The sequence below is a fragment of the Nocardia sp. NPDC003482 genome, assembly GCF_053588115.1.
Genome location: NZ_JBSFPI010000005.1, coordinates 254,225 through 276,188, shown reverse-complemented (window position 1 = coordinate 276,188; position 21,964 = coordinate 254,225). Strand labels below are relative to the sequence as shown.

Here is a 21,964-nt window from a genome sequence, read left to right as displayed (position 1 = left end):
GTACAGCGGTCCGTTCTCCGCCAGAGGCGCCCGCTCCTTGATCGAGCCGATGCCCTTCGCTTCTCGGTCCCGCCGTACACGTGTCCAGGTACGACCACTCTGCCAGCAGGACAGTCGATTCACCGTGCTCGCAGCGGAATTCGCGCTTGGACCTCCCACGTATACCCGCTTCTGCCCCGCTCCAGCCGCACCAGCACCGCCTCGGTGACCACCACGTCGACCGGGGCGATTACGGCATCTATCTCTCCCGCGGTCGAAGCGGCTACCGCCGAAGCATTTTCAGAGGCCGGATAAGCAATCGTGATGTGCGGAGTCGATGCTGACATCTTGACCGGTGCGTCCGGGGAGATCGTCAAGGTCGCCGCTCGCAACCGGTCTCGAAGCGCCCGCACGGCATCGGCGGGCGTAACGATGAAGCCGATAGCCCCACGCAGACTGGTCACATGCGCCAGCCGCAACGTGAGCGGAGGTTGCCCCTGACAGGTGCGGACCGCAGCCGCGGCTATCGAGTCGAGACATTCGCGCGTTGTCTTTCCAACCCGCGCGATCCTGTCCACGGTGAGATGCAAGCCGCTGGTCGGCGTCAGGTCGAAGAGGTCTGGATCAATATGCCGCTGGCACTCTTTCACGGCGGCATGCAGTTCCAGCGCGTGTTCGAATGTCAGAAACCAGTAGTACCCGAGCGCTTCAGCGGGAGGATCATCGCCTCTATCTGCCGGGCTGGCCATCGCGCTCATCGACGCTCCTCACGTTCGCGAGCACCTCCCGCACTGCCCGGAGCTGGGCGGTATCGCCCCAACGCTCGGCAGCATGAACGGCCGGACGCCGCCGATCGTCTCGCAGAGGTGCTTCTGACGACGGCCACGTCCAGAGCCGTTGCGGCAGAATCATAACCTCACCAAATCGACTTCGAGGGGGCACGAATGTCCGACCTAATCGTTCATCCTGCGTAGACTGGCGGTCGTAGTGTCGATTTCGTCGACGGTCTCGATCTCGATGCGCGTATCCATCGTGCGGGTTAGGAGCGCTCGGTGGACGGGCGCAATCAGCACGGCACCAGTCAGGGTCAGTAACAGCCGACGGTGCATAGGATCGCCATCGGGCACCACCTGCACGGCGCGCAAGGTTCCTTCCGGCGCAGGCTGTCGGCGGCCCTGAGAGCGTCGGGTTGAGCGATAAGCTCGGCCTGTGTCGCCCCACCGAACCGATCTCGAGATGTTCGCGGAATCCCGCTCACCCGCAGGCGCGAGCGTGAACGGCGGTCCGTTCCCACCGGAGGCACCCGACTCCTTGATCGACCCCCACACCATCCGCGCGAATGACTGGCAGGCATTCGCGAATCTGACGCTGCTCGAGAATCATTGGAGTATGAAGGCGTGGCCGCCCGGACATGCCGCTTACTACTGGTACCTCACCTTCGCCGACGATGCGCTCGTGTCTCACGTCGAGCGGTGCCAGGCACAGCTCGAGACAGAGCACCTCGACATGGTTCCGCCAGGCGGGCTCCACTTGACGCTCGTCAAGGTTGGAGACGCGGACATGCTCGATGCCGAGGTCCTGTCGGCGTGCGCGAGTGCGGCCCGAGCGAACCTCGCAGCGCTTAGGCCCTTTTCGCTCGAGATCGGACCATTGACCGGTTCGCCCAGCGCTATTCGCTTTTCGGTTGCACCGTGGCAACCGCTTGTGGAACTCCATGCCGCGTTGCGCGGAAGTATCACCAGGACGCGACCAACCCAAATGCCCAGGCCGACTGCCCAATTCCGGCCGCATCTCGGAATCGCGTACAACAATCAGCGTCGCCCTGCCGCTCCGATCGTGAAAGACGTTGCCAGGCTGAGACATCTACCTACCGTCAAGGTAGGCATCGAAGAAGTGAAGCTTGTCCGATTATGGCGGACAGAGCACCACTACAAGTGGCAGGACCGCACGGCCATCGCCCTTCGGCCATAGGAACGCCCGACGACTGTATCGAAACAAGGCACATCAGGTGCGGCGCCCGACCACCAGTTCCGGAGCCGTGGCACTGATCCTCGCCAGCACTCCCCGGGTCCGACCCGACTCCAATTCCTCGAGAGTGTCGAGCACAGGATTCACGATCCTCGCCGCCCCCGCTTCATCGCCCAACCGCAGCCTCAACATCGCGGTCTCCCCCGCGATCATCGCGTGGACCCGCGCATGCGTCTCCGGATTCCAGAGCGTCGTCGCCCGCTCGTGGTACCGTTCCGCTTCCCTCAGCTCCCCCAGGGCCTCCAGCGCCTTGCCCGTCTGATGCGCGACCGTGCCTCCGTTGGGCGTCCACGACGCCATCCACGGGGGCAGCTCCGCCGTGTGCTCGTTATCGGTGAGGGCCGTGACCTCCCTCAGCAGGTCCCGTGCGGCGGTCGCGCTTCCAGTCTCCGCATGACAACGGGCGAGGGTCACCTTGAACTGAGCCATGGCCACCTCATCGATGTCCTCGCGTGCTCGCTGGACGGCCGCCTCGGCGAGATCCACACTGAACCGACGCTCTCCGATATCGGTCGACTGCACGCTCAAAGCACGCAGAGCCCATGCGGCTTGGCCATCGCTCCCGCCCTCGGTAGCGAGCCGCAGGGCTGCCAGGTAATACCGTTGCGCGAGACCATCCGCTCCCGCGTCGTGCGCCTTGAATCCAGTGAGATACGCCAATTCCGCTGCGGCGCTGAATGCCTCGAAACGAACAGTGGCGTCGGCGAATCGCGCTCGAAGTAGAGCGGCCACATCGGTCGCCAGAAACTCGGCGACGGCGGTACGTCCAGCGCCTCCACCGCGTACCTCGTCCAGCCGGTGGAACGCCGCGGTGATGTCGCGGACCGCGCGGACCTCGGCGAGTCCGACGCGCCGGGATTGGTCGAGGTGAGTCAGGCGTGCGGTGGACTCGGGTAGAGGGGCAAGAGCGCTTGCCGACAATGCCGCGCTGTAGACGGCGTTGCGCAGAAACGATCGGCGGTCCACTTCGTTCTTCGCCAGTGCGACAGCCGAACTCACCGCGTCGGTGAACGGGCCGCACACTCGTTCGTACCACGCGACTATTTCCGCCGTGGGGGTTCGGTGCCCGGTTTCGTAGTGGCCGAGCGCGGCTCGGCTGTAGGGCACGCGCTCGGCCATGCCGGACAGACTCAATCCCGCCGCTTCTCTGGCCGCTCGCAGCCGAGATCCGGTGATTGTGGCGTCCTGGTTTTCCACAGTTCCAGGCTATCGCGGCCGGTCGGTTCGGGGAGGAGCCGTAGATGCCGTGTAGACACCGAAGGCACCGTTCGGCGCTTCGTCTCGCCTTACTGTTCCTTCGTGCGTCGCGCTCGTCGATGTCGAGCGGACAGCACATGCTTTCCGATCCACCACGGTGCCCTATCCCTCGATACCGGAGGTGTTACCCCATGAGCATTGCCTTGGCCTTGATCGCTGCCCTTCTGGGCTCATTGGCCACCTATTTCCTGATTTCCCTGTGGCCACAACGAATTCCAAGAGATATCACTGTCGACGCCATCCGGGAACGCGTCGAGCACGAGGACGGTGAGTGATGCCCGCCCAAGGTTCCACCCTCGCCCGCCGCGCCCTCGGCCGCCAACTGAACGCCTTGCGAGAGAAGGCGAACATCACCCGCTTCCAAGCCGCCCGCATCCTGGGTATCTCCCCCCAGACCATGACCCGCCTGGAGGACGGCGTTTCCCTGCCGTCGGCGAAGGACCTCTACATGAACGCCCTGTGTGATCACTACGGCGTCTCCGACGAGAAGCGCCGGATGGTGCTCGCGCTGGCGGCCGAGGTTCGGGGCAATGCCAGAAATGGTGGCGGCTGGTGGCGGCCGCATATCGATTGTGCCCCGGCTGATTTCGACCCTTTCGCCATGTTGGAGAACGCCGCTCGGCGCGTGACGGCGTGGCGGGTGATCCTGCTTCCGCCGATCGTGCAGACGCTCGACTACCGGCGCGCGGTGGCGTGGACAAGAGCCCGCACCTGCCGACCGGGGAGATCGAGCGGCGCATCGACCATCAGGTGAAACAGCAACGCCGACTGGATGATCCGGCGTTCACCGCCGAGGTCATGCTGTCGGAGGCCGCGATTCGCGAGGAGTGGGGCGGGGCGGGGGTGATGGCCGAGCAGCGCCGCTACCTCGCCGAACTCGGGCGGCGCCCGAATGTCTCGATTCGCGTGGTGCCATTCAACTCTCGCAGTCACATCGGCGCGCTCGTCGGATCGTTCTCCCTCATGGAGTTCCCGCTCGTCCCCCACCCCAGGCTCACCGAACCGCCCGTCGTCTACATCGAGGAACATGTGGGAGACCTCTTCCTCGAGCGTTCGGAAGAGATCGACGCCTACAAGTCCACGATCACCGAACTACGCCGCGTCGCTCTCAGCGAATCCGACTCCCGCACAATGCTTCTGGGGTCCTAACTCAATACCCCCGAGCGATCCACTCCTCCAAATGCGGACTCTCCGCCCCCACCGAGGTCCCGTCGCCGTGCCCGGTCCGAACCTCCGTCTCACCGGGCAAGGTGAACACCCTCTCCCGCAACGACCCGATGATCGTCGGAAAGTCCGAATACGACCGCCCCGTAGCCCCGGGCCCACCGGAGAACAGCGTGTCCCCGCTGAACAGAACACCCAGCTCCGGCGCGTACAAACACACCGACCCCGGCGAGTGCCCAGGCGTGTGGATGACCTGAATATCCGTCCCCGCCACCGAGATTCGCGCACCGTCCTCCAAGGACGAGAACCCGGACGACGGATACACCACCCGCCACAACATCTCGTCCCCGGGATGCAGCAGCACCGGCGCATCGGTCCGCGACGACAGCTCCCCCGCCACCCCGATGTGATCGTTGTGCCCGTGCGTGCACACGATCCCCCGCACCACCCGATCACCAACAGCGTCCAGAATCGCCGACGCGTCGTGCGCGGCGTCCACGATCACGACCTCGCGATCGTCCCCCACCACCCACACATTGTTGTCGACCTCCCACGACCCGCCGTCCAGCTCGAACGTCCCGGACGTGACCACCCGCTCCACCGCACTCACAACATCACCACCGACCGCAGCACCCGCCCGGATTTCATTGTGGCGAAAGCCTTTTCGACATCCCCCAGCCCGACCCGCTCGGACACGAACCGCTCCAACGGCAACCGCCCCGCCCGATGCAACGCGAGCAGCGTGGGAAAGTCCCGCTCGGGTAGGCAATCGCCGTACCACGACGATTTCAACGCCCCACCGCGCGAGAAGAAGTCCAGCAACGGCATTTCCAACCGCATATCCGGAGTAGGCACGCCGACCAACACTACCGTACCGGCGAGGTCGCGGGCGTAGAACGCCTGCTCGTAGGTCTCGGGTCGCCCGACCGCGTCGATCACCACATCCGCGCCGAAATCCCCGGTGAACTTACGAATCAGCGCGACCGGGTCCGATACGGAGGCATCGACGGTGTGCGTGGCGCCCAATTCCACGGCCGTCTCGAGTTTGGCCTTGTCCCGATCGACCGCGATCACCGTCGTCGCCCCGGCCAGCACGGCCCCGGCCACGGCCGCCGCCCCGACACCCCCGCACCCGATGACGGCCACACTGTCCCCCAGCCCGACCTGCCCGGTGTGCAGCGCCGCGCCCAGCCCGGCCATCACCCCGCACCCCAGCAACCCGGCCACCGCCGGATCGATCCGCGAATCCACGACCGTGCACTGCCCTTCGTGCACGAGCGTCTTCTCCGCGAACGCCCCGATGCCCAACGCCGGAGTCAACTCCGTCCCGTCGGCGAGCGTCATCTTCTTCGACGCGTTGAACGTGTCGAAGCAGTACCACGGCCGCCCCCGCCGACAAGCCCGGCACCGCCCGCACACCGCACGCCAGTTCAGCACGACGAAATCCCCGACCGCCACATGGTCGACCGCCGACCCGATGTGATCGACGATTCCAGCCGCCTCGTGCCCGAGCAGGAAGGGGAACTCGTCATTGATCCCACCCTCGCGATAGGTCAGATCCGTATGGCACACCCCGCACGCCAGCACCCGCACGACCACATCGTGCGGCCCCGGATCGGGGATCACGATATCGGTCGATTCGACGGGTTCGCCCACCGTTCGCGCGACCACGCCACGCACGATCTCGGCCATGTCACCTCCGTGTCCACCGGCCCGAACAGGCCGGGCCATCAGTCCGGTTCAGTATCCATGCACCCATCCGGAATAGTGTCTGGAATGTGGTCCACGTCATATGGTAGCGTCGCCGTCGCACGGTGAAGGAGATGCGCTTTGTCGACGACGAATCTGGCTCTTCCCCCGGCTGAGCAGGGATCGCGGCCGGGTGCGGCGCTTCGTCGGAATTTCTCGGAGACGGTGTTGTCGAGCCTGGCCACGTTCGGCCGGGCGCTGCGGATGGGCGCGCACGCGGTCCGCGTCGGCACCGGCGATCTCCTCCGGCTGCGGTTCCAGACACACGAAACCCTCACGCAGGCTTGGTTTCTCATCAAGGTGACCGCGATTCCCAGCATCCTGATGGCGATTCCGTTCGGCGTCATCATCTCCGCGCAGGTCGGCAATATCGTCTCCCAGCTCGGCGCGGACTCGATGATCGGCGCGGCGGGCGGGCTGGGGGTGATCAAGCAGGGCGCGCCGATGGCGAGCGCCATGATGCTCGGCGGGGCGGGTGCGGCGGCCATCGCCGCGGACCTCGGCGCGCGGACCGTGCGCGAGGAGGTCGACGCCATGCGGGTGATGGGCGTGGATCCCGTTGCGCGCCTGGTGGTTCCGCGCATCGCCGCCATGATGCTGATCGCGCCGCTGCTCAATATCCTCATCGTGGTGGTCGGCATCGCCGCGGGGTTCCTGGTCGCGGTGACGGCGCTCGATGTCACCCCGGGCAGCTATTGGGCGTCGTTCGGGGCGTTCACCACGACGGTCGACATCTGGGTGTCGCTGGTGAAGGCGTTGATCTTCGGGTTCCTGGTGGTGGTCATCGCCTGCCAGCGCGGGCTCGAGGCCAAGGGCGGGCCGCGCGGAGTCGCCGACGGCGTGAACGCGGCGGTAGTCATGTCGGTGGCCGCGGTGGCGGTGCTCAATACCGCCATAACCCAGGTGGTGACCATGTTCTTCCCGGTGAGGATGGCGTGATGACCGCGACCCCCTATCTGCCCGCCGGACTGCGCTGGGCCAACCGGATACGCGGCCGCCTGCATCCGCTCGCGCCGATCGAATTCGTCGGTTTCGCAATCGGTTTCGCGTGGCAGGCGCTGTCGGCGCTGCCCTATACGCTGGTGCACTACCGGCGGCAGACGATCGCGGTGATCACCGATATGACGTGGGGTCGCGGGTCGGTGATCATCGGCGGCGGCGTGGTCCCGCTCATGCTGCTGCTGGGCGCGGCGATGGGCGCCTCGATCGGCATCGAGTCCTTCAGCGCCCTCGACCTGCTCTCCCTGGGCCAGCTCACCGGGCTGATCTCCGCGTTCGGCGTCACCCGGGAGCTCGCGCCGATCGCGGCGGGGGTCGGGTTCGCGGCGCAGGCGGGGTGCCGCATGACCGCCGAGATCGGGTCGATGCGGATCTCCGAGGAGATCGACGCGCTGGAATCGCTGGGGGTGCGGTCGGTGCCGTTCGTGGTGACCACCCGCATCGTCGCCGGAATCGTCGCCGTCGCACCGGCTTTCGTGGTCGCGCTGATCCTCAGCTACCTGTCGTGCCGGGTGATCGTGACGACCGTGCACGGCACCCCGGAGGGCACCTACGGCCACTACTTCGACCAGTTCGTGCTCGGCTGGGATGTGCTGGCGGCGATCATCAAGGTGACGGTGTTCGCCGTCGCGGTGGTGCTGATCCATTGCTATCAGGGCTATTTCGCCACCGGCGGCCCGGAGGGCGTGGGCACCGCCTCGGGCCGCGCGGTGCGGGCGAGCCTGGTCTCGATCATCGCCCTGGACATGTTCGCGACGATTGTGCTGTGGGGCTTCCAGTCCCCCATCACGTTCACCGGGTGATCGCGTGCCCGCCTATACCCTGCCCGGAACCGAGGTCGGCCCGCGCCGCGCCCGCGTCCTCGGCGCGTGCGCGGTGCTGATCACCGTGCTCGGCGTCGTCGCCTGGCGTGCCGCTCCGGAAACGAAGTCCGCCAACGACATTCACGTCACGCTGGTCACCACGACGGTCGGCGAGGGCGTGGGCTCCGGCACCGATGTCCGCCTCGACGGCGTGCGGGTCGGCTCGGTGGCCGAGATCGCCAGCGCCGGGCCGGGCCGCCAGCACATCGACCTGACCCTGCAACGGTCGCAACTGTTCGGCCTGACCGACGCCCTGAGCGTGGACTACGCGCCGGGCAATCTCTTCGGAATCAGTGCGCTGCAACTGCATTCGGGCTCCGGCGGCGAGACCCTCACCGACGGGACGACCGTGGATCTCACCGGCCCGCGCGCCGACCGGGTCCGCGACGCGACGCTGGCCGCGCTGCTGGGTTCCACCGGCACCCTGACCGACGACGTGCTGACCCCGAAACTGGCCGAGCTGCTGAGCACGGCGTCGCACGACATCAGCGCGTTCACCCCGCTGTTGCGGGCGGTCGGCACCACCGCCCGCTCGTTCGCCGAGACCCAGCTGATGCCGCCGTCGCTGCTGTTCGACCGGTTCGGCTCGGTGCTCGCCGGTTTGCCGCCGATGCTGGCGGGCGCGCTGCGCATCGTCTACTCCGCCTACACCAACCAGTACTTCCAAACCCCCGAGCACATCGCGAAATACGCCGAGATGTTCGACAAGATCCAGTACGAGCTGCTGCCGACCGTCACGCAGACCGCCACCACGGGCCACCAGTACTTCGGTGGTTTCATCCCGATCGCCACCGCGATCCTCGATCAGCTCTCCGGCTCGATCGGCGACCCGGCGGCCTCCGAACCGCGGCTACGCGAACTGCTCGAGCGGCTCGGCGTCGCCTTCCACGACACCCCCGACGGCCCGGTCCTCGACGCCGGTGTCGAGGTCGGCACGGGAGGACGCTGATGACGACCCGCGCCCTGTTCGTCCGGGTCTCGATCGCCGTGGTGGTGATGGCGGTGGCCCTGGTCGGCGTCTTCCGGATCGTGCAACGGCCCGTGCGCGGCGAAACCGACACGTACACAGCCATATTCACCGACGCCAACGGTCTGCGCGCGGGTGACGACGTGCGACTGTACGGCGTTCAGGTGGGCAAGGTGCGCGAGGTCGGCCTCGACCACGCCCAGGCTCGGGTGCGGTTCACCGTCACCCGCGACCATCCGCTGTTCACCGACAGCCGCGTGGCCATCCGTTATCAGAACCTCACAGGGTTCCGCTATCTCGACATCCAGCAACCCGACCGGCCCGGCGCACGCCGCTCGCCCACGGCGGTGTTCCAAACCGCGGAGACGATCCCGGCCTTCGACATCACCACCCTGTTCAAGGGATTGCAGCCGGTGCTGGCCGAACTGTCGCCCGACGATCTCAACCAGTTCGCCGACAGCATGCTCGCGGTCGTGCAGGGCGACGGCACCGGCATCGGGCCCGCGCTCGGCGCGATCGACAAACTCAGCCGCTACGCCTCCGACCGCCAAGCAGTGCTGTCGACCCTGGTCGGCAACCTGGCGCGGATCTCCGATCACCTCGGCGGCAAATCCGGGAACGCCATGAAACTGCTGACGAATCTGACCAACCTGTTCACCGCGATCACCGACAAGCTGCCCGGCCTGGTCGATTTCGCGCTCGCGATTCCGCCTGTGCTGCAACCACTTCGGGACATGCTGACCGTTCTCGGCATCACCGGGGACCGCGATCGGGACCTGGACGCCCTACTGCGCCAGGCGTTTCCGGACCCGCGCCAGGCGGTCGCGGTGTTCGGCCAACTGCCGGGCCTGATCCAGGCCATCACCGCCACCGTTCCCCCGACCGGGCCGGAGGCCGCCATGACCTGCTCGCACGGCATCGCCGTCGCCCCGCAACCCATTCAGATCCTGATCGCCGGACAGAGGATCACGCTGTGCCGGGGCTGAGGGGGTGGCGGGCGCGACTGACACCGAAAACCGAGCGCGGCAACGAGATTCGCTGGGGTCTGGCCGGGATCTGCGGGGTGCTGCTGCTGATCGCGGCGATCGGGGTCGTGTACACGACCGGCACCACGCCGGAGCGGACCTATCGCGCGGATATGGCGCAGGCGGGCGCGATCCGGCCCGGCGACGACGTCCGGGTCGCGGGCATCCCGGTGGGCAAGGTGAAGTCGCTGACGCTGCTCGCCGACCGGGTGCGGATGACCTTCACCGTCGACAGCACGGTGTTCGTCGGCGACCAGACCACCCTCGATCTGCGAATGCTGACCATTGTCGGCGGCTACTACGTGGCGGTGGAACCGTCGGGGGCGAAACCGCTGGGCTCGACGATCATCCCGTCGCAGCGAGTCGTATTGCCCTACAACCTGACTCAGGCGTTCCAGGACGCCATCGAGCCGGTGCGGAAGGTGGACGGGGATACGTTGCGGCGCAATCTCGCCGCGCTGGCCTCCTCGGTCGACCGCAGTCCCGACGCGCTGCGGGCGGCGGTCCAGGCGGTGAGCGATGTGGTCGGGTTGATGGACAAGCAGAATGCCGACATCTCCCACACCCTGTCCATCGCCGACGAATACCTCGCCGCGCTCGACGCCAATTCCACGGTGTTGGCCCAATTCGTGACCACGCTGCGGACCCTGGAAAACATCGTCGAGGGCAACAAGACGGCGGTGCATCAGGCCGTCGACGACCTCGCGGTGGTGCTGCACGACTTCAGCCCCCTGGGCAGGCTGTGGGACGAGCAGCTGAAAGCCAAGGCCCAGCCGCTCGCCGACGCCATGCCCAAACTCCAGGAACTCGCCAATGGTCTTGGCAGCCTGTTGGATTCGCTGCGCGGGCTGGAACAACGCGTGCTGCCCCTGCTGCCACCGGGCGGCGGCGTGACCATCGATCAGTCCGGCACCACGATCCAACCGGCCGCGTTCTGCGTCCCCGTCCCGGGAGGTGGCTGCTGATGGCCCGCAGCGCCGGGCTCCGCCCACCGATTCGCGGAGGGGGACGCTGATGGCCCGCAGCGCCGTGCCCCGGCAACCGATTCGCGGAGGGGGACGCTGATGCTCACCCGGATTCTGGGGTCGCGCGGACTCATGTCGGCGGCGGTGATTCTCGTGCTCGTAGCGGCCGCCGCGATCGGCGTGAAGGTGGTGAAGGCCGCGCCCGAAGCACGGGCCTATTGCGCCGATCTGCCCGACAGCATCGGGTTGTACAAGGGCAGCGCGGTCACCATCATGGGCGTGCCGGTGGGTCGGATCACCGACATCACACCCCAGGGGGCGATCGCGCGGGTGCGATTCACCGTCCCCGCGAATCGCAAACTGCCACCGGACGTGGGCGCGGTGACGGTGAGCGACACCCTCGTGGCCGATCGCAAGCTGGCGCTCATCGGGGCCGAACCGCAGGGGCCGGGCTGGGACGCGCACCACTGCATCACCAAATCTTTGACACCCAAGAGCCTTTCGGAAACCTTCGACGCCCTGGCCCAGCTCGCCGACCAGCTCACCAGCGCACGGGATCCGAGCCAGCGCGACAATCTCGGCGCGGGACTCGACGCGCTCGACCGCGCCACCGCGGGCACCGGCGATCAGCTCAACGGCCTTGTCGAACAGCTCAGCCGGGTGCTCGCCGCACCGGACGCGGCCATCGGGCACATCGGCGGCCTCATCGACGCGCTCAGCCAGCTCGCCCATCGCGCGCAAGGCAATTGGTCGACGGTGCAGGAGTCGGTGAGCGGGCTCGCCCAGACCTTCGGCGATATCAATGTGCTCGCCATCCCGCAGATCGTCGAGATCGTGGCCGGGCTGCGCGATGTGCTGCCGCAGCTCAACGACGTGCTCATGATGTTCGGCACACCCGCGATCCGGGCGCTGGACTCGATCACCGATCTGCCGCGCATGATCGACGCCGGGGTGGGTTCGGTCGGCGAGATCATCCGGATGGCCCCGGCCGTCGCGTCGGGCTTCGCGAACACGATCGATCCCGCCACCGGACAGCTCACCATCCGGTACGCGTCACCGAAGATCGCTCTGCCGCAACAGGATACGGCTCAGGTCTGCGCGGCCGTGCAAGTGGTGACCGGGCAGCCGTGCCCGGCGGGCGCGACGACCGTGCCCGCGCTGTCGCTGTTGCTGGGGGCGGTGAGCGCCCGATGACCCGCCTGCGCCTTGCCTTGTCGGCCCTGCTCACCGTCGCCCTGCTACCGCTCGCGGCGGGCTGCGATTTCCAACCCACCGAGATCGCCGTGCCCGGCACCGGAGTCGACGGTCCCACCTATCACCTGCGGATCGAATTCGCGAACGTGCTCAATCTCCCCCAGGGCGCGAAGGTGATCGCCGACGGCGTGCCCGTGGGCCGGTTGACCGGTGTCACCGTCGTCGATCCGACCGCGGACCGGCACGGCCTCGTGATCGCCGAGGTCGACATCCGCGCGGCGGTCCGGCTGCCGGTCGGCACCACCGCCGAACTGCGGCAGGAGACCCCGCTCGGTGATGTGCACATCGCGCTCACCGAACCCGCCGCCCCCGCCGTGGGCGAGCTGCGCGCGAACGACACCATCCCGCTGGCGAATACGACCCAGGCCCCGCAGATCGAGGACATCCTCGCGCGGCTGTCCACCTTCATCGGCAGCGGCGCGGTCACCGACATCCAGAACATCGTCCGCACCATGAACGGGGTGCTGCCCCCGAATCCGGCCGACACGGCGCGCATCGCGGGCACCCTGGGCGCGGACCTCACCGATCTGGCCGACCACACCGAGTCCATTCACAATCTCGTCGCCGGGTTGCAGAGCACCGTGGACGAGGGATTGCTTGCCAACACAACGACTTTCGACCAGCTGCTCACCCCGTACGGCGTGCAGCACACCACCGATTCGATCAACGCCACCATCGGCGTCATCTTCGTGCTGACCGCGCTCGGACCGGTCGCCCCGGCCGCGGCCTGGCTGGGTCCGGCGCTGATCTCGGCCGACGGGGTGGTGCGGTCGGTGGTGCCGGTGCTGTTCGGCAGCCATCCGCTCGACACGAGTTCGCCGTCGAATCTGAAGCTGCTGGTCGATCTGATCCAGAACAAGATCATTCCCTTTGTGCAGCGGGGGCCGAAGGTGAACATGGTCGGGGTCACCGTCGACCCGCCACCGGTCGCGATGCCGCCCGAGGAGCAGACCGCCCGCATCGTGGACACCCTGCGAATGATCGGAGCGGTGCGATGAATGTGCGTGGGGCGGTGTCGCTTTCGGCGATCGCGGCGGTGCTGATCCTCGGGGCCACCTATATGACGGTCGGGGTGCTGCATCTGGATCCGCGCCGCGAATACATCACCGTGACCATGCGGCTCGCCGATTCCGGCGGCCTCGGACCCAACGCCCCGGTGCTGCTCACCGGAGTGCAGGTGGGCCGCGCCGAGGAGGTCCGCAAACAGGCCACCGGCGTGCTGGTCCGGTTGCGCATCGATGACCGGTATCGGGTTCCGCTCGCCAGCGACGTGCGCATCGAACAGCTGTCGGCGCTGGGCGAGCCCTATATCGAGTTCGCGCCCGAGGGCGGCGGCGGGCCGTATCTGCGTGACGGACAGACCATTCCGGCCGACCGCGTGCGCACCCCGATGACGATCACCGCGTTGTCGGCGCGGCTGGTGCGGCTGCTCGACCAGGTGCATCCGGGGTCGGTGGCGAACCTGGTCGACACCTTCGACCGGGCCTTGGCGGGGACCGATGCGGCCGTGCAGACCTTGCAGCGCTCGACGACGCTGCTGGCGGCGACCCTGCTCAGCCGCACCGAGATCGTGCGGCGCATGTTCGGCGACGTGCAGGCGCTCGGCACGAACATCGACTGGCTCGGGCCGTCGCTGGCGGCGGCCGGGCCGGAGTTCGGCGAGTTCGGGGCGGCGTTGAGCGCGATCGTGGAGTCGGCGTCGGAGTTCGTCGAGGCCCGCCCAATCCCGGACTATTTTACCGGCACCGGGGTGACCCCGTTCATGGCCGAGCTCGGTGCGCTGCTGAACAAGATCGGCCCCGGGGCGGCGCCGCTGGCCCCCGCCCTGCGACCCGTCGTGACCGATGCGGTGAGCCGGGCGCCCCGGCTCGACGTGAGCGCCCTGCTCGATCAGGCGCTGCACGGTGTCGACCCCGACGGAACCGTGCACCTCCGCATCACCACCCGATAGGACCCGCCATGCCCACTGCCACCGACGAGAAGCCGACCGAGACCGCCACCCGCGACCCTCGGACCGTGTCGATCCGGCTGTCGACGGTGCTCACCGCCCTCACGATCGCCGTATTGCTGGCCGCCACAATCGTTTTCGCGTCGCTGTACCTCTCGGCGCGCGGCGCCCTCGCCGACCGTGACGCACGCGCGGCCGACGACGCACACGCCGAGCGAATCGCCTCCGACTACGCGGTCGGCGCCTCCACCATCGACTTCCACGACACCAAGGGCTGGCTGACCCGACTGAAGTCCGACACCACCCCCCAGCTGGCCGCCAAATTCGACGCCACCGCACCGCAATTGGAGCAGATCCTCCTGCCCTTGCAGTGGACCTCGAAGGCCACCCCGCTCTCGGCCACGGTCACCTCCGAATCCGGGGGCGTGTACAAGGTCAACGCCTACCTCAATATCAGCTCCACCAGCGCCCAGACGCCCGAGGGCGCGCAGACGACGGTCACCTATTCGCTGACCATCGACCGCAATTCCGACTGGAAGATCACCGACGTCGGCGGCTTGCAGACGGCCCTGCCGACGAAGTGATCCGGGCGTCACACCGCGCCGGGCACCAGATCGGCGACGGCGGCGGCGGTGCGGGTGAGCATGGTCAGGAACATGTGGTCGCCGCGGGCGGTGGGTTGGGCCGCGCCGCAACCGAAGACGATGATGAGGGGGGCCTGGACGAGGTTGGCGGTGTAGTCGTGCCAGCACTGGTCGAGGGGGTAGCCGGTGACGCCGTGGGCGAGAAGGGCGCGGTGGTAGGTGGCGACGATCGCGCGTTCGTGGGCGCGGCGGGTGTCGGGGTCGAGGCTGGTGGCGAGCAGGAAGGCGATGTCGCGCAACGCGTTTCCGGGAGTGATGGTCTGCCAGTCGACGACGGTGACCGTGCCGTCGGGGGCGAACATGACGTTGTCCACGCGCAAATCGCCGTGCAGCAGCGCGTAGTGATCCGGCGGGGCGACGAGCCAGTCTCCGGCGGTGGCCACCAGCCAGTCGAGAGTGGCGGATTCGAGGGCGGACAGGCGGTCGGCGAAGCGGTCCCGGAAGGCGTCGGTCATGGGGGCCAGCACCGAATCCATGAGTTCGCGGTCGGCCCGGGTGGGCAGGGACATACCCGGTTCGGTGAGCAGGGTGGCGTCGCACCAGCGGGGGGCGTGCAGTCCGGCGGCGGCGACGGCGACCGAATCCGCCTGCGCCGCCGTGCATCCGGCGATCTGATCGCCCTGGACGGCGGGAGAAAGATCGTCGAGCAACAGCACGAACGCGTCGCCCGACTCCGAGATGACCGCGCCGTGGCAGCGCGGGACCGGGACGCGGACGGTGGCGGCGAGACGGCGGTAGAAGGTCACCTCGTTGCGGAACGCGCCGCTGCCGAAGGCCCGTTGCTCCGGCGAGCCGGTGGCGAGTTTGGCGATCAGCCGGGTCGGCAGCGGCGCGTCGCCGCGATAGCGCAGCGTGAGCCGGAAACTGCCCGCCATCTGCCCCGAACCGATCGGGGTCGCCTCGAGATCCGCGACCGTCACCGGGTGGCCCTGCGCGCGCAGCAGGTCGGTGAGCCACGCGGACGTGAGATCCTCGGGGCGCGTGGGGATTTCGAACGTCATCCTCGAACCCGTTCTGTCGCACCGGGATTGACGGGCAGCCCGCGCCCGGACAACCCGAGCGCGAACCGGCCGCCGCTGAGTTCGGCGAGGGTGGCACCCATGGTGGCGGTGACCACGGGGTGACGGGTGTGATGGTTGGTCGCCGCGGTCGCGATGCCGAAGCGGGCCTCGGCGGCGAGTTGGGCCGGGCGCACCGGATGCCGCGACAACGCGTAGTACCCGAGTTCGGGCAGCGGCATCGAATCAGACCCCGACTCGGCACTCCCGCCCATCGTCTCGCCCATGCCGTCAATCTAGAACCAGTTGCAGTGACATGTACACAGATTCGAAAAACTGTCTACTGGCCGATCGCGCGATCGAAATCGGCGCACCGACGCCGTTCCGACACCGATGAACGAACACAATGGGAAACGGCGTCGGGGAAGCGTCCGATACAGGAGAGAGACCTTGCAGGTCAACGCATCTGGCGGGAACCGGTCGGGAGGTGTCGGCCGGGTGGCGGGTCGCCTACGATCGACCGCGCCGAAGAATACGTGCGGGTAACCCCGAAGCGCTGTGCACTATGTATGGGCAAGGGTGCACACTACCTGGAAACAGGGGTCGTGGGACCCCCTTGCCCGAACGCCCAGTCTGTGGAACAAGAAGGAGCCGGCGAGTGTTCAGCCGTATTGCCATCGTGAACCGGGGTGAGGCCGCCATGCGGCTCATCCACGCCGTCCGAGATCTGGCCGCGGAGACCGGGCTGCCGATCGAAACCGTCGCTCTGCATACCGATGTCGACCGGAACGCGACCTTCGTGCGCGAGGCCGATATCGCCTACGATCTCGGTCCGGCATCCGCGCGCCCGTACTTGGACCTGAAGGCGCTCGAACGCGCCCTGCTGACGACCAAAGCCGATTCCGCTTGGGTCGGTTGGGGTTTCGTCGCCGAGGACCCCGCCTTCGCGGAGTTGTGCGAACAGATCGGAATCACCTTCATCGGGCCGAGCCCCGACGCCATGCGCAAGCTCGGCGACAAGATCGGCGCGAAGCTGATCGCCGAGGAGGTCGGCGTGCCGGTCGCGCCGTGGAGCCGGGGCGCGGTCGAATCCGTCGACGCCGCCCTCGCCGCGGCCCAGGAGATCGGCTACCCGCTGATGCTCAAGGCGACCGCGGGCGGCGGCGGGCGCGGCATCCGCGTCATCACCAACGAGGCCGAACTCGTCGACGCCTACGAGCGCACCCGCCAGGAGGCCGCCCGCGCCTTCGGCAGCGGCGTCGTCTTCCTCGAGCGCCTGGTCACCGGCGCCCGGCACGTCGAGGTGCAGGTCATCGCCGACGGTCAGGGCACCGCGTGGGCGCTGGGCGTGCGCGACTGCTCGGTGCAGCGGCGCAATCAGAAGGTCATCGAGGAGTCGGCCTCGCCGAAGCTGAGCCCCGAGCAGACCGCCGAGCTCAAGGCCTCGGCCGAGCGGCTCGCCGTCGCGGTCGGCTACCGCGGCGCGGCGACCGTCGAATTCCTCTACCACCCGGGCGAGAAGCTGTTCGCCTTCCTCGAGGTCAACACTCGTCTCCAGGTCGAGCACCCGATCACCGAGTACACCACCGGTTTCGACCTGGTCCGCGCGCAGCTGCACGTCGCCTCCGGCGGCAAGCTCGAGGGCACGCCCCCCGCCGAGCGCGGCCACGCCATCGAGGCCCGGCTCAACGCCGAGGACCCCGACCGCGACTTCGCCCCCGCCCCCGGCCGCATCGCGCTGCTGGACCTGCCCGCCGGACCGGGCATCCGCGTCGACACCGGCGTCAGCGAGGGCGACACCATCCCCGCCGACTTCGACTCGATGATCGCCAAGATCATCGCCTACGGCAGCGACCGCGAACAGGCGCTGGGCCGCCTGCGCCGGGCCGTGTCGGAGACCCGCGTGGTCATCGAGGGCGGCGCGACCAACAAGAGCTTCGTCCTCGACCTGCTCAACCAGCCCGAGGTCATCGACGCCAGCGCCGACACCGGCTGGATCGACCGCGTCCGCGGCGAGGGACGCCTTGTCTCGCAACGGCATTCGGCCGTCGCGCTGGCCGCCGCCGCGATCGACGTCTACGAGGAGGAGGAGCGCGCCGAACTGCACCGCCTCATCTCCACGGCCGCGGGCGGACGCCCGCAGGTGCAGCACAAGAGCGGGCGCCCCCTCGATCTCAAACTGCGCGGTGTCACCTACCGCGTGCGCGTCGCCCGCGTCGGGGCGCACCGGTTCCGGCTGGGCATCGAGGCCGCGGGCGAGATCCACACCGCCGATGTCGACCTCGAGCGCTTCGACAGCCACACCGCCCACATCGTGGTCAACGGCAACCGCTTCCGCCTGGTCACCGGCACCCACGGCCCGACCACCCTGGTCGACGTCGAGGGCGTGACCCACCGGGTCAGCCGCGACGAGGGCGGCGTGGTCCGCTCCCCCGCGCCCGCGCTGGTCGTCGCCACCCCGCTCGAGGTCGGCGCGGAGGTCGAGGCCGGGGCGCCCGTGCTGGTGCTCGAGAGCATGAAGATGGAAACCGTGCTGCGCGCGCCGTTCCGGGCCCGGCTCAAGGAGTGCTCGGTCTCGGTCGGCACCCAGGTCGAGACCGGCGCGCCGCTGCTGCGGCTGGAACCGCTCAGCGACGACACCGAGGCCGAGGAGGCCGCCGACACCGGCACGGTCGAACTCGACCTGCCCGCCGAGGCCGCCCCCGCCCGCCCCTACGAGCGCCTGACCCGCGGCCTGGAGACGCTGCGCAGCCTGCTGCTCGGCTTCGACGTCGACCCGCACGACGAGCGCCGCGCGATCGACGAGTACCTGGCCGCGCGCCGGGCCGCCGTCGCCGAGAACCACCGCCCGCTCGCCGAGGAACTCGACCTGCTCGAGCTGTTCACCGACCTCGCCGAGGTCAGCCACAACCGTTCCTGGGACGAGGACGGCACGCACGGCCACGTGCACAGCGCGCGCGAGTACTTCCACACCTACCTGCAGAGCCTCGACGTCGAACGGGCCGGGCTGCCGGAGTCCTACCGGGCCAAGCTCGCGAAAGCCCTTGGGCACTACGGCATTACGGAGCTCGACCGCACCCCCGATCTCGAGGGCGCGGTGTTCCGCGTCTTCCTCGCCCAGCAGCGGCCCTCCGACACCGTCACCGTCGTCACCACCCTGCTGCGCGAATGGCTGTCCGAGCCGGTGCCGGACCGCGCGCTGCGCGAGCCGGTCGGCCTGGGCCTCGAGCGTCTGGTCGCGGCCACGCAGGTCCGCTTCCCGGTGATCGCCGACCTCACCCGCGGGCTGGTCTACTCCTGGTTCGGCCAGCCGCTGCTGCGCCGCAACCGCGCCCGCGTCTACACCAACGTCCGCAAGCATCTGAGCCACCTCGACGCCCACCCGGACAGCCCGGATCGCGCCGAGCGGATCTCCGATATGGTCCGCAGCACCGAGCCCCTGGTCCGGCTGCTCGGCCAGCGCCTGGTGCGCGGCAATCCGGACAACACTGTCATGCTCGAGGTGCTGACCCGCCGCTACTACGGCAACAAGGGCTTGGCCGACGTCCGCACCCAGGAGGTCGGCGGCTGCACGTTCGTCATCGCCGAACGCCGCGGGGTCACCCTGGTCTCGGCCGCGGTCGCCTTCGACGCGCTCGACTCCGCGGTGCGCGGGCTGACCGAACTGGCCACCGGCGCGGTGTCCATCGAGGCCGACATCTACCTCAGCTGGGAGGGCCAGCCCGAGGACTTCGACGCGATGGCCGCCGCCCTGCAGGACGTGCTCGGCGCGCGCACGCTGCCCAACCAGGTGCACCGCATCACCGCCACCGTCGCGGGCAGCGGCGGCGCGGTCATGCACCACCACTTCACCTTCCGGCCGTCGGCGACGGGCATGGCCGAGGAGCGCCTCATCCGGGGCCTGCACCCGTACATCGCGGAGCGGATGCAGATGAAGCGGCTGCGCAAGTTCGATCTGCACCGCCTGCCGTCCTCGGACAACGACGAGGTGTACCTGTATCGCTGTGTCGCCAAGGAGAATCCGGCCGACGAGCGGTTGATCGCCTTCGCCCAGGTGCGCGACCTGGCCGCGCTGCGCGAACACGACGGCCGCCTGCTCTCCCTGCCGACCGCCGAGGGCACCATCGCCACCTGCATCGACTCCATCCGCCGGGCGCAGTCGCGGCGGCCGTCGAACCGGCGGCTGCACACCAACCGCATCGTCATGTACATCTGGCCGCCGATCGACCTCACCGCCGAGGAGTTCGAGACCATCGTCGGGCGCATCGAACCGGCGACCGTGGGCGCGGGCCTCGAGGAGATCCTCATCATCGCGCGCCAGCGCGACGAGCGGACCGGCGAACTGGTCAAGGTCGCCGTGCGCATCTCCTTCGACACCACCGGCGGCACCCAGGTGACCGTCACCGACCGCACCGACGAGGCCGTCGAACCGCTCGACGAGTACCGGCAGAAGGTGCTGCGCGCCAGCAGCCGCAACACCGTGTACCCGTACGAATTGACCTCGGCCCTGGGCGAATTCACCGAATACGACCTCGACGCCGAGCACGCGCTGGTCCCGGTGGACCGCCCCAAGGGCCGCAACACCGCGGCCATGGTCGCGGGCGTGGTCAGCACCCCGACCGAACGCCACCCCGAGGGCGTGAAACGCGTTGTGCTGCTGGGGGATCCGACGAAGTCGCTGGGCGCGCTGTCGGAGCCGGAGTGCCGCCGGGTGATCGCCGCGCTCGATCTGGCCGAGCGGATGGGCGTGCCGCTGGAGTGGTACGCGCTGTCCTCGGGCGCGCGGATCTCGATGAAGTCCGGCACCGAGAACATGGACTGGGTCGCGGCCGCGCTCAAGCGGATCGTCGAGTTCACCCAGGACGGCGGCGAGATCAACATCGTGGTCTCCGGCATCAACGTCGGCGCGCAGCCGTACTGGAACGCCGAGGCCACCATGCTGATGCACACCAAGGGCATCCTGATCATGACCCCCGAGTCGGCGATGGTGCTCACCGGCAAGCAGGCGCTGGACTTCTCCGGCGGCGTGTCGGCCGAGGACAACTTCGGCATCGGCGGCTACGACCGCGTCATGGGCCCCAACGGTCAGGGTCAGTACTGGGCGCCGAATCTCACCGCGGCGCGCGGCATCCTGATGTCGCACTACGACCACACCTACATCGCCCCCGGCGAGCAGGGCCCGCGGCGGGCGGCGACCAGCGACCCGATCGACCGCGACGTGTCGACCTTCCCGCACGTCATCGACGGCAGCGATTTCACCACCGTCGGCGAGATCTTCTCCGCGACCGCCAACCCGGATCGCAAGAAGCCCTTCGACATTCGCACGGTGATGCGGGCGCTGGCCGACCAGGATCATCCGACGCTGGAGCGCTGGGCGGGCATGGCCGACGCGGAGACGGCGGTGGTGCAGGACGCGCATCTGGGCGGAATCCCGGTGTGCCTGTTGGGCATCGAGTCGCGCAGCGTGCCGCGGCGCGGGTTCACCCCGACCGACGGCCCCGACACCTACACCGCGGGCACGCTGTTCCCGCAGTCGTCGAAGAAGGCCGCGCGGGCGATCAACAGCGCCAGCGGCAACCGGCCGCTGGTGGTGCTGGCGAACCTGTCGGGCTTCGACGGCTCGCCGGAGTCGCTGCGCAAGCTGCAATTGGAGTACGGCGCCGAAATCGGCCGGGCCATCGTCAATTTCGAGGGTCCGATCGTGTTCTGCGTGATCTCGCGCTACCACGGCGGCGCGTTCGTGGTGTTCTCCAAGACGCTGAACCCGAATATGACGGTGCTCGCCATCGAGGGCTCGTTCGCCTCGGTGCTCGGCGGCGCCCCGGCCGCGGCCGTGGTGTTCTCCGGCGAGGTCGACACCCGCACCGCCGCCGACTCCCGGGTGCGGGAGCTGGAGACCCGGGTCGCGGGCGCGTCGGGCGCGGATCGCGCCGCGCTGTCGGCCGAACTCGACGAGGTCCGCTCGTCGGTGCGCGCCGAGAAGCTCGGTGAGGTCGCCGCGGAGTTCGACCGGGTGCACAGCATCCAGCGCGCGGTCGAGGTCGGTTCGGTGGACGCGATCATCCGCGCCGACGAGCTGCGTCCGGCGATCATCCGGGCCATCGACTCGCGCCTGGCGGGCTGA

20 protein-coding genes and 1 pseudogene are annotated in these 21,964 nt (G+C 68.5%); 14 read left to right on the top strand and 7 right to left on the bottom strand.

Features of this window, described 5'->3' with window-relative positions:
- Positions 1-119: 119 nt before the first annotated feature.
- The gene (locus ACWDSJ_RS10455; protein WP_450030899.1) at positions 120-737 is read right to left on the bottom strand and encodes a 2'-5' RNA ligase family protein; all 618 of its coding nucleotides are present in this window, start codon (positions 735-737) and stop codon (positions 120-122) included.
- Positions 738-932: 195 nt separating this feature from the next.
- Complete coding sequence (locus ACWDSJ_RS10450) at positions 933-1,124, bottom strand: hypothetical protein (RefSeq protein WP_450030897.1); 192 nt, start codon at positions 1,122-1,124, stop codon at positions 933-935.
- 91 nt (positions 1,125-1,215) lie between these two features.
- Here ACWDSJ_RS10450 and ACWDSJ_RS10445 point away from each other — a divergent pair, with 91 nt between their 5' ends.
- Positions 1,216-1,950 (top strand): 2'-5' RNA ligase family protein, encoded by a 735-nt coding sequence (locus ACWDSJ_RS10445; RefSeq protein ID WP_450030895.1) that lies wholly within the window; start codon positions 1,216-1,218, stop codon positions 1,948-1,950.
- 33 nt (positions 1,951-1,983) lie between these two features.
- Here ACWDSJ_RS10445 and ACWDSJ_RS10440 read toward each other — a convergent pair whose 3' ends face one another.
- Positions 1,984-3,204 carry a helix-turn-helix domain-containing protein gene (locus ACWDSJ_RS10440; protein WP_450030893.1) on the bottom strand — a complete coding sequence of 407 codons (1,221 nt, stop codon included), beginning with the start codon at positions 3,202-3,204 and terminating at the stop codon, positions 1,984-1,986.
- Positions 3,205-3,395: 191 nt separating this feature from the next.
- Here ACWDSJ_RS10440 and ACWDSJ_RS10435 point away from each other — a divergent pair, with 191 nt between their 5' ends.
- The 3 genes from ACWDSJ_RS10435 to ACWDSJ_RS10425 are packed head-to-tail and all read left to right on the top strand — an operon-like array spanning position 3,396 to position 4,413.
- Positions 3,396-3,539 (top strand): hypothetical protein, encoded by a 144-nt coding sequence (locus ACWDSJ_RS10435; protein ID WP_450030891.1) that lies wholly within the window; start codon positions 3,396-3,398, stop codon positions 3,537-3,539.
- Positions 3,539-4,018 carry a helix-turn-helix domain-containing protein gene (locus ACWDSJ_RS10430; RefSeq protein ID WP_450031029.1) on the top strand — a complete coding sequence of 160 codons (480 nt, stop codon included), beginning with the start codon at positions 3,539-3,541 and terminating at the stop codon, positions 4,016-4,018. Before ACWDSJ_RS10435 ends, ACWDSJ_RS10430 begins: the two co-directional genes overlap by 1 nt.
- On the top strand, positions 3,958-4,413 hold the full coding sequence (locus ACWDSJ_RS10425; protein WP_450030889.1) for a DUF5753 domain-containing protein: 456 nt from the start codon (positions 3,958-3,960) through the stop codon (positions 4,411-4,413). The genes ACWDSJ_RS10430 and ACWDSJ_RS10425 overlap by 61 nt, the downstream gene beginning before the upstream one ends.
- A 1-nt stretch (position 4,414) precedes the next feature.
- Here the strand turns inward: ACWDSJ_RS10425 and ACWDSJ_RS10420 are convergent, their stop codons facing one another.
- Together ACWDSJ_RS10420 and ACWDSJ_RS10415 are read right to left on the bottom strand one after the other, a co-directional pair.
- Entirely contained in the window at positions 4,415-5,038 is a 624-nt protein-coding gene (locus tag ACWDSJ_RS10420) for an MBL fold metallo-hydrolase (RefSeq protein ID WP_450030887.1), read from the bottom strand.
- Positions 5,035-6,120 carry an S-(hydroxymethyl)mycothiol dehydrogenase gene (locus ACWDSJ_RS10415; RefSeq protein WP_450030885.1) on the bottom strand — a complete coding sequence of 362 codons (1,086 nt, stop codon included), beginning with the start codon at positions 6,118-6,120 and terminating at the stop codon, positions 5,035-5,037. The genes ACWDSJ_RS10420 and ACWDSJ_RS10415 overlap by 4 nt, the downstream gene beginning before the upstream one ends.
- Before the next feature lie 222 nt (positions 6,121-6,342).
- Here ACWDSJ_RS10415 and ACWDSJ_RS10410 point away from each other — a divergent pair, with 222 nt between their 5' ends.
- From ACWDSJ_RS10410 to ACWDSJ_RS10370, 9 genes are all read left to right on the top strand, one after another.
- Positions 6,343-7,116, top strand: coding sequence for an MlaE family ABC transporter permease (locus ACWDSJ_RS10410; RefSeq protein WP_450030884.1), 774 nt, complete (start codon positions 6,343-6,345; stop codon positions 7,114-7,116).
- Positions 7,116-7,979: an ABC transporter permease gene (locus ACWDSJ_RS10405; protein ID WP_450030882.1), complete on the top strand. Its 864-nt coding sequence runs from the start codon at positions 7,116-7,118 to the stop codon at positions 7,977-7,979. The genes ACWDSJ_RS10410 and ACWDSJ_RS10405 overlap by 1 nt, the downstream gene beginning before the upstream one ends.
- A 4-nt stretch (positions 7,980-7,983) precedes the next feature.
- Positions 7,984-8,988 (top strand): MlaD family protein, encoded by a 1,005-nt coding sequence (locus ACWDSJ_RS10400; protein ID WP_450030880.1) that lies wholly within the window; start codon positions 7,984-7,986, stop codon positions 8,986-8,988.
- Positions 8,988-9,992, top strand: coding sequence for an MlaD family protein (locus ACWDSJ_RS10395; RefSeq protein WP_450030878.1), 1,005 nt, complete (start codon positions 8,988-8,990; stop codon positions 9,990-9,992). The genes ACWDSJ_RS10400 and ACWDSJ_RS10395 overlap by 1 nt, the downstream gene beginning before the upstream one ends.
- Positions 9,980-10,996: an MlaD family protein gene (locus ACWDSJ_RS10390; protein WP_450030876.1), complete on the top strand. Its 1,017-nt coding sequence runs from the start codon at positions 9,980-9,982 to the stop codon at positions 10,994-10,996. Before ACWDSJ_RS10395 ends, ACWDSJ_RS10390 begins: the two co-directional genes overlap by 13 nt.
- A gap of 99 nt (positions 10,997-11,095) precedes the next feature.
- Positions 11,096-12,190, top strand: coding sequence for an MlaD family protein (locus ACWDSJ_RS10385; protein ID WP_450030874.1), 1,095 nt, complete (start codon positions 11,096-11,098; stop codon positions 12,188-12,190).
- Positions 12,187-13,248, top strand: coding sequence for an MlaD family protein (locus ACWDSJ_RS10380; RefSeq protein ID WP_450030872.1), 1,062 nt, complete (start codon positions 12,187-12,189; stop codon positions 13,246-13,248). The genes ACWDSJ_RS10385 and ACWDSJ_RS10380 overlap by 4 nt, the downstream gene beginning before the upstream one ends.
- Entirely contained in the window at positions 13,245-14,201 is a 957-nt protein-coding gene (locus ACWDSJ_RS10375; RefSeq protein WP_450030870.1) for an MlaD family protein, read from the top strand. The genes ACWDSJ_RS10380 and ACWDSJ_RS10375 overlap by 4 nt, the downstream gene beginning before the upstream one ends.
- Positions 14,202-14,209: 8 nt before the next feature.
- Positions 14,210-14,782 carry a hypothetical protein gene (locus ACWDSJ_RS10370; RefSeq protein ID WP_450030868.1) on the top strand — a complete coding sequence of 191 codons (573 nt, stop codon included), beginning with the start codon at positions 14,210-14,212 and terminating at the stop codon, positions 14,780-14,782.
- Between the two features lie 8 nt (positions 14,783-14,790).
- Here ACWDSJ_RS10370 and ACWDSJ_RS10365 read toward each other — a convergent pair whose 3' ends face one another.
- Both ACWDSJ_RS10365 and ACWDSJ_RS10360 read right to left on the bottom strand, forming a co-directional pair.
- Complete coding sequence (locus ACWDSJ_RS10365; RefSeq protein ID WP_450030866.1) at positions 14,791-15,843, bottom strand: phosphotransferase; 1,053 nt, start codon at positions 15,841-15,843, stop codon at positions 14,791-14,793.
- A 35-nt stretch (positions 15,844-15,878) separates the two neighbouring features.
- A pseudogene (locus ACWDSJ_RS10360) lies at positions 15,879-16,127 on the bottom strand (LLM class flavin-dependent oxidoreductase); the annotation flags it as partial.
- A gap of 371 nt (positions 16,128-16,498) precedes the next feature.
- On the opposite strand from ACWDSJ_RS10360, the gene ACWDSJ_RS10355 reads away from it, so the two are divergent.
- Positions 16,499-21,964 carry an ATP-binding protein gene (locus ACWDSJ_RS10355; protein ID WP_450030864.1) on the top strand — a complete coding sequence of 1,822 codons (5,466 nt, stop codon included), beginning with the start codon at positions 16,499-16,501 and terminating at the stop codon, positions 21,962-21,964.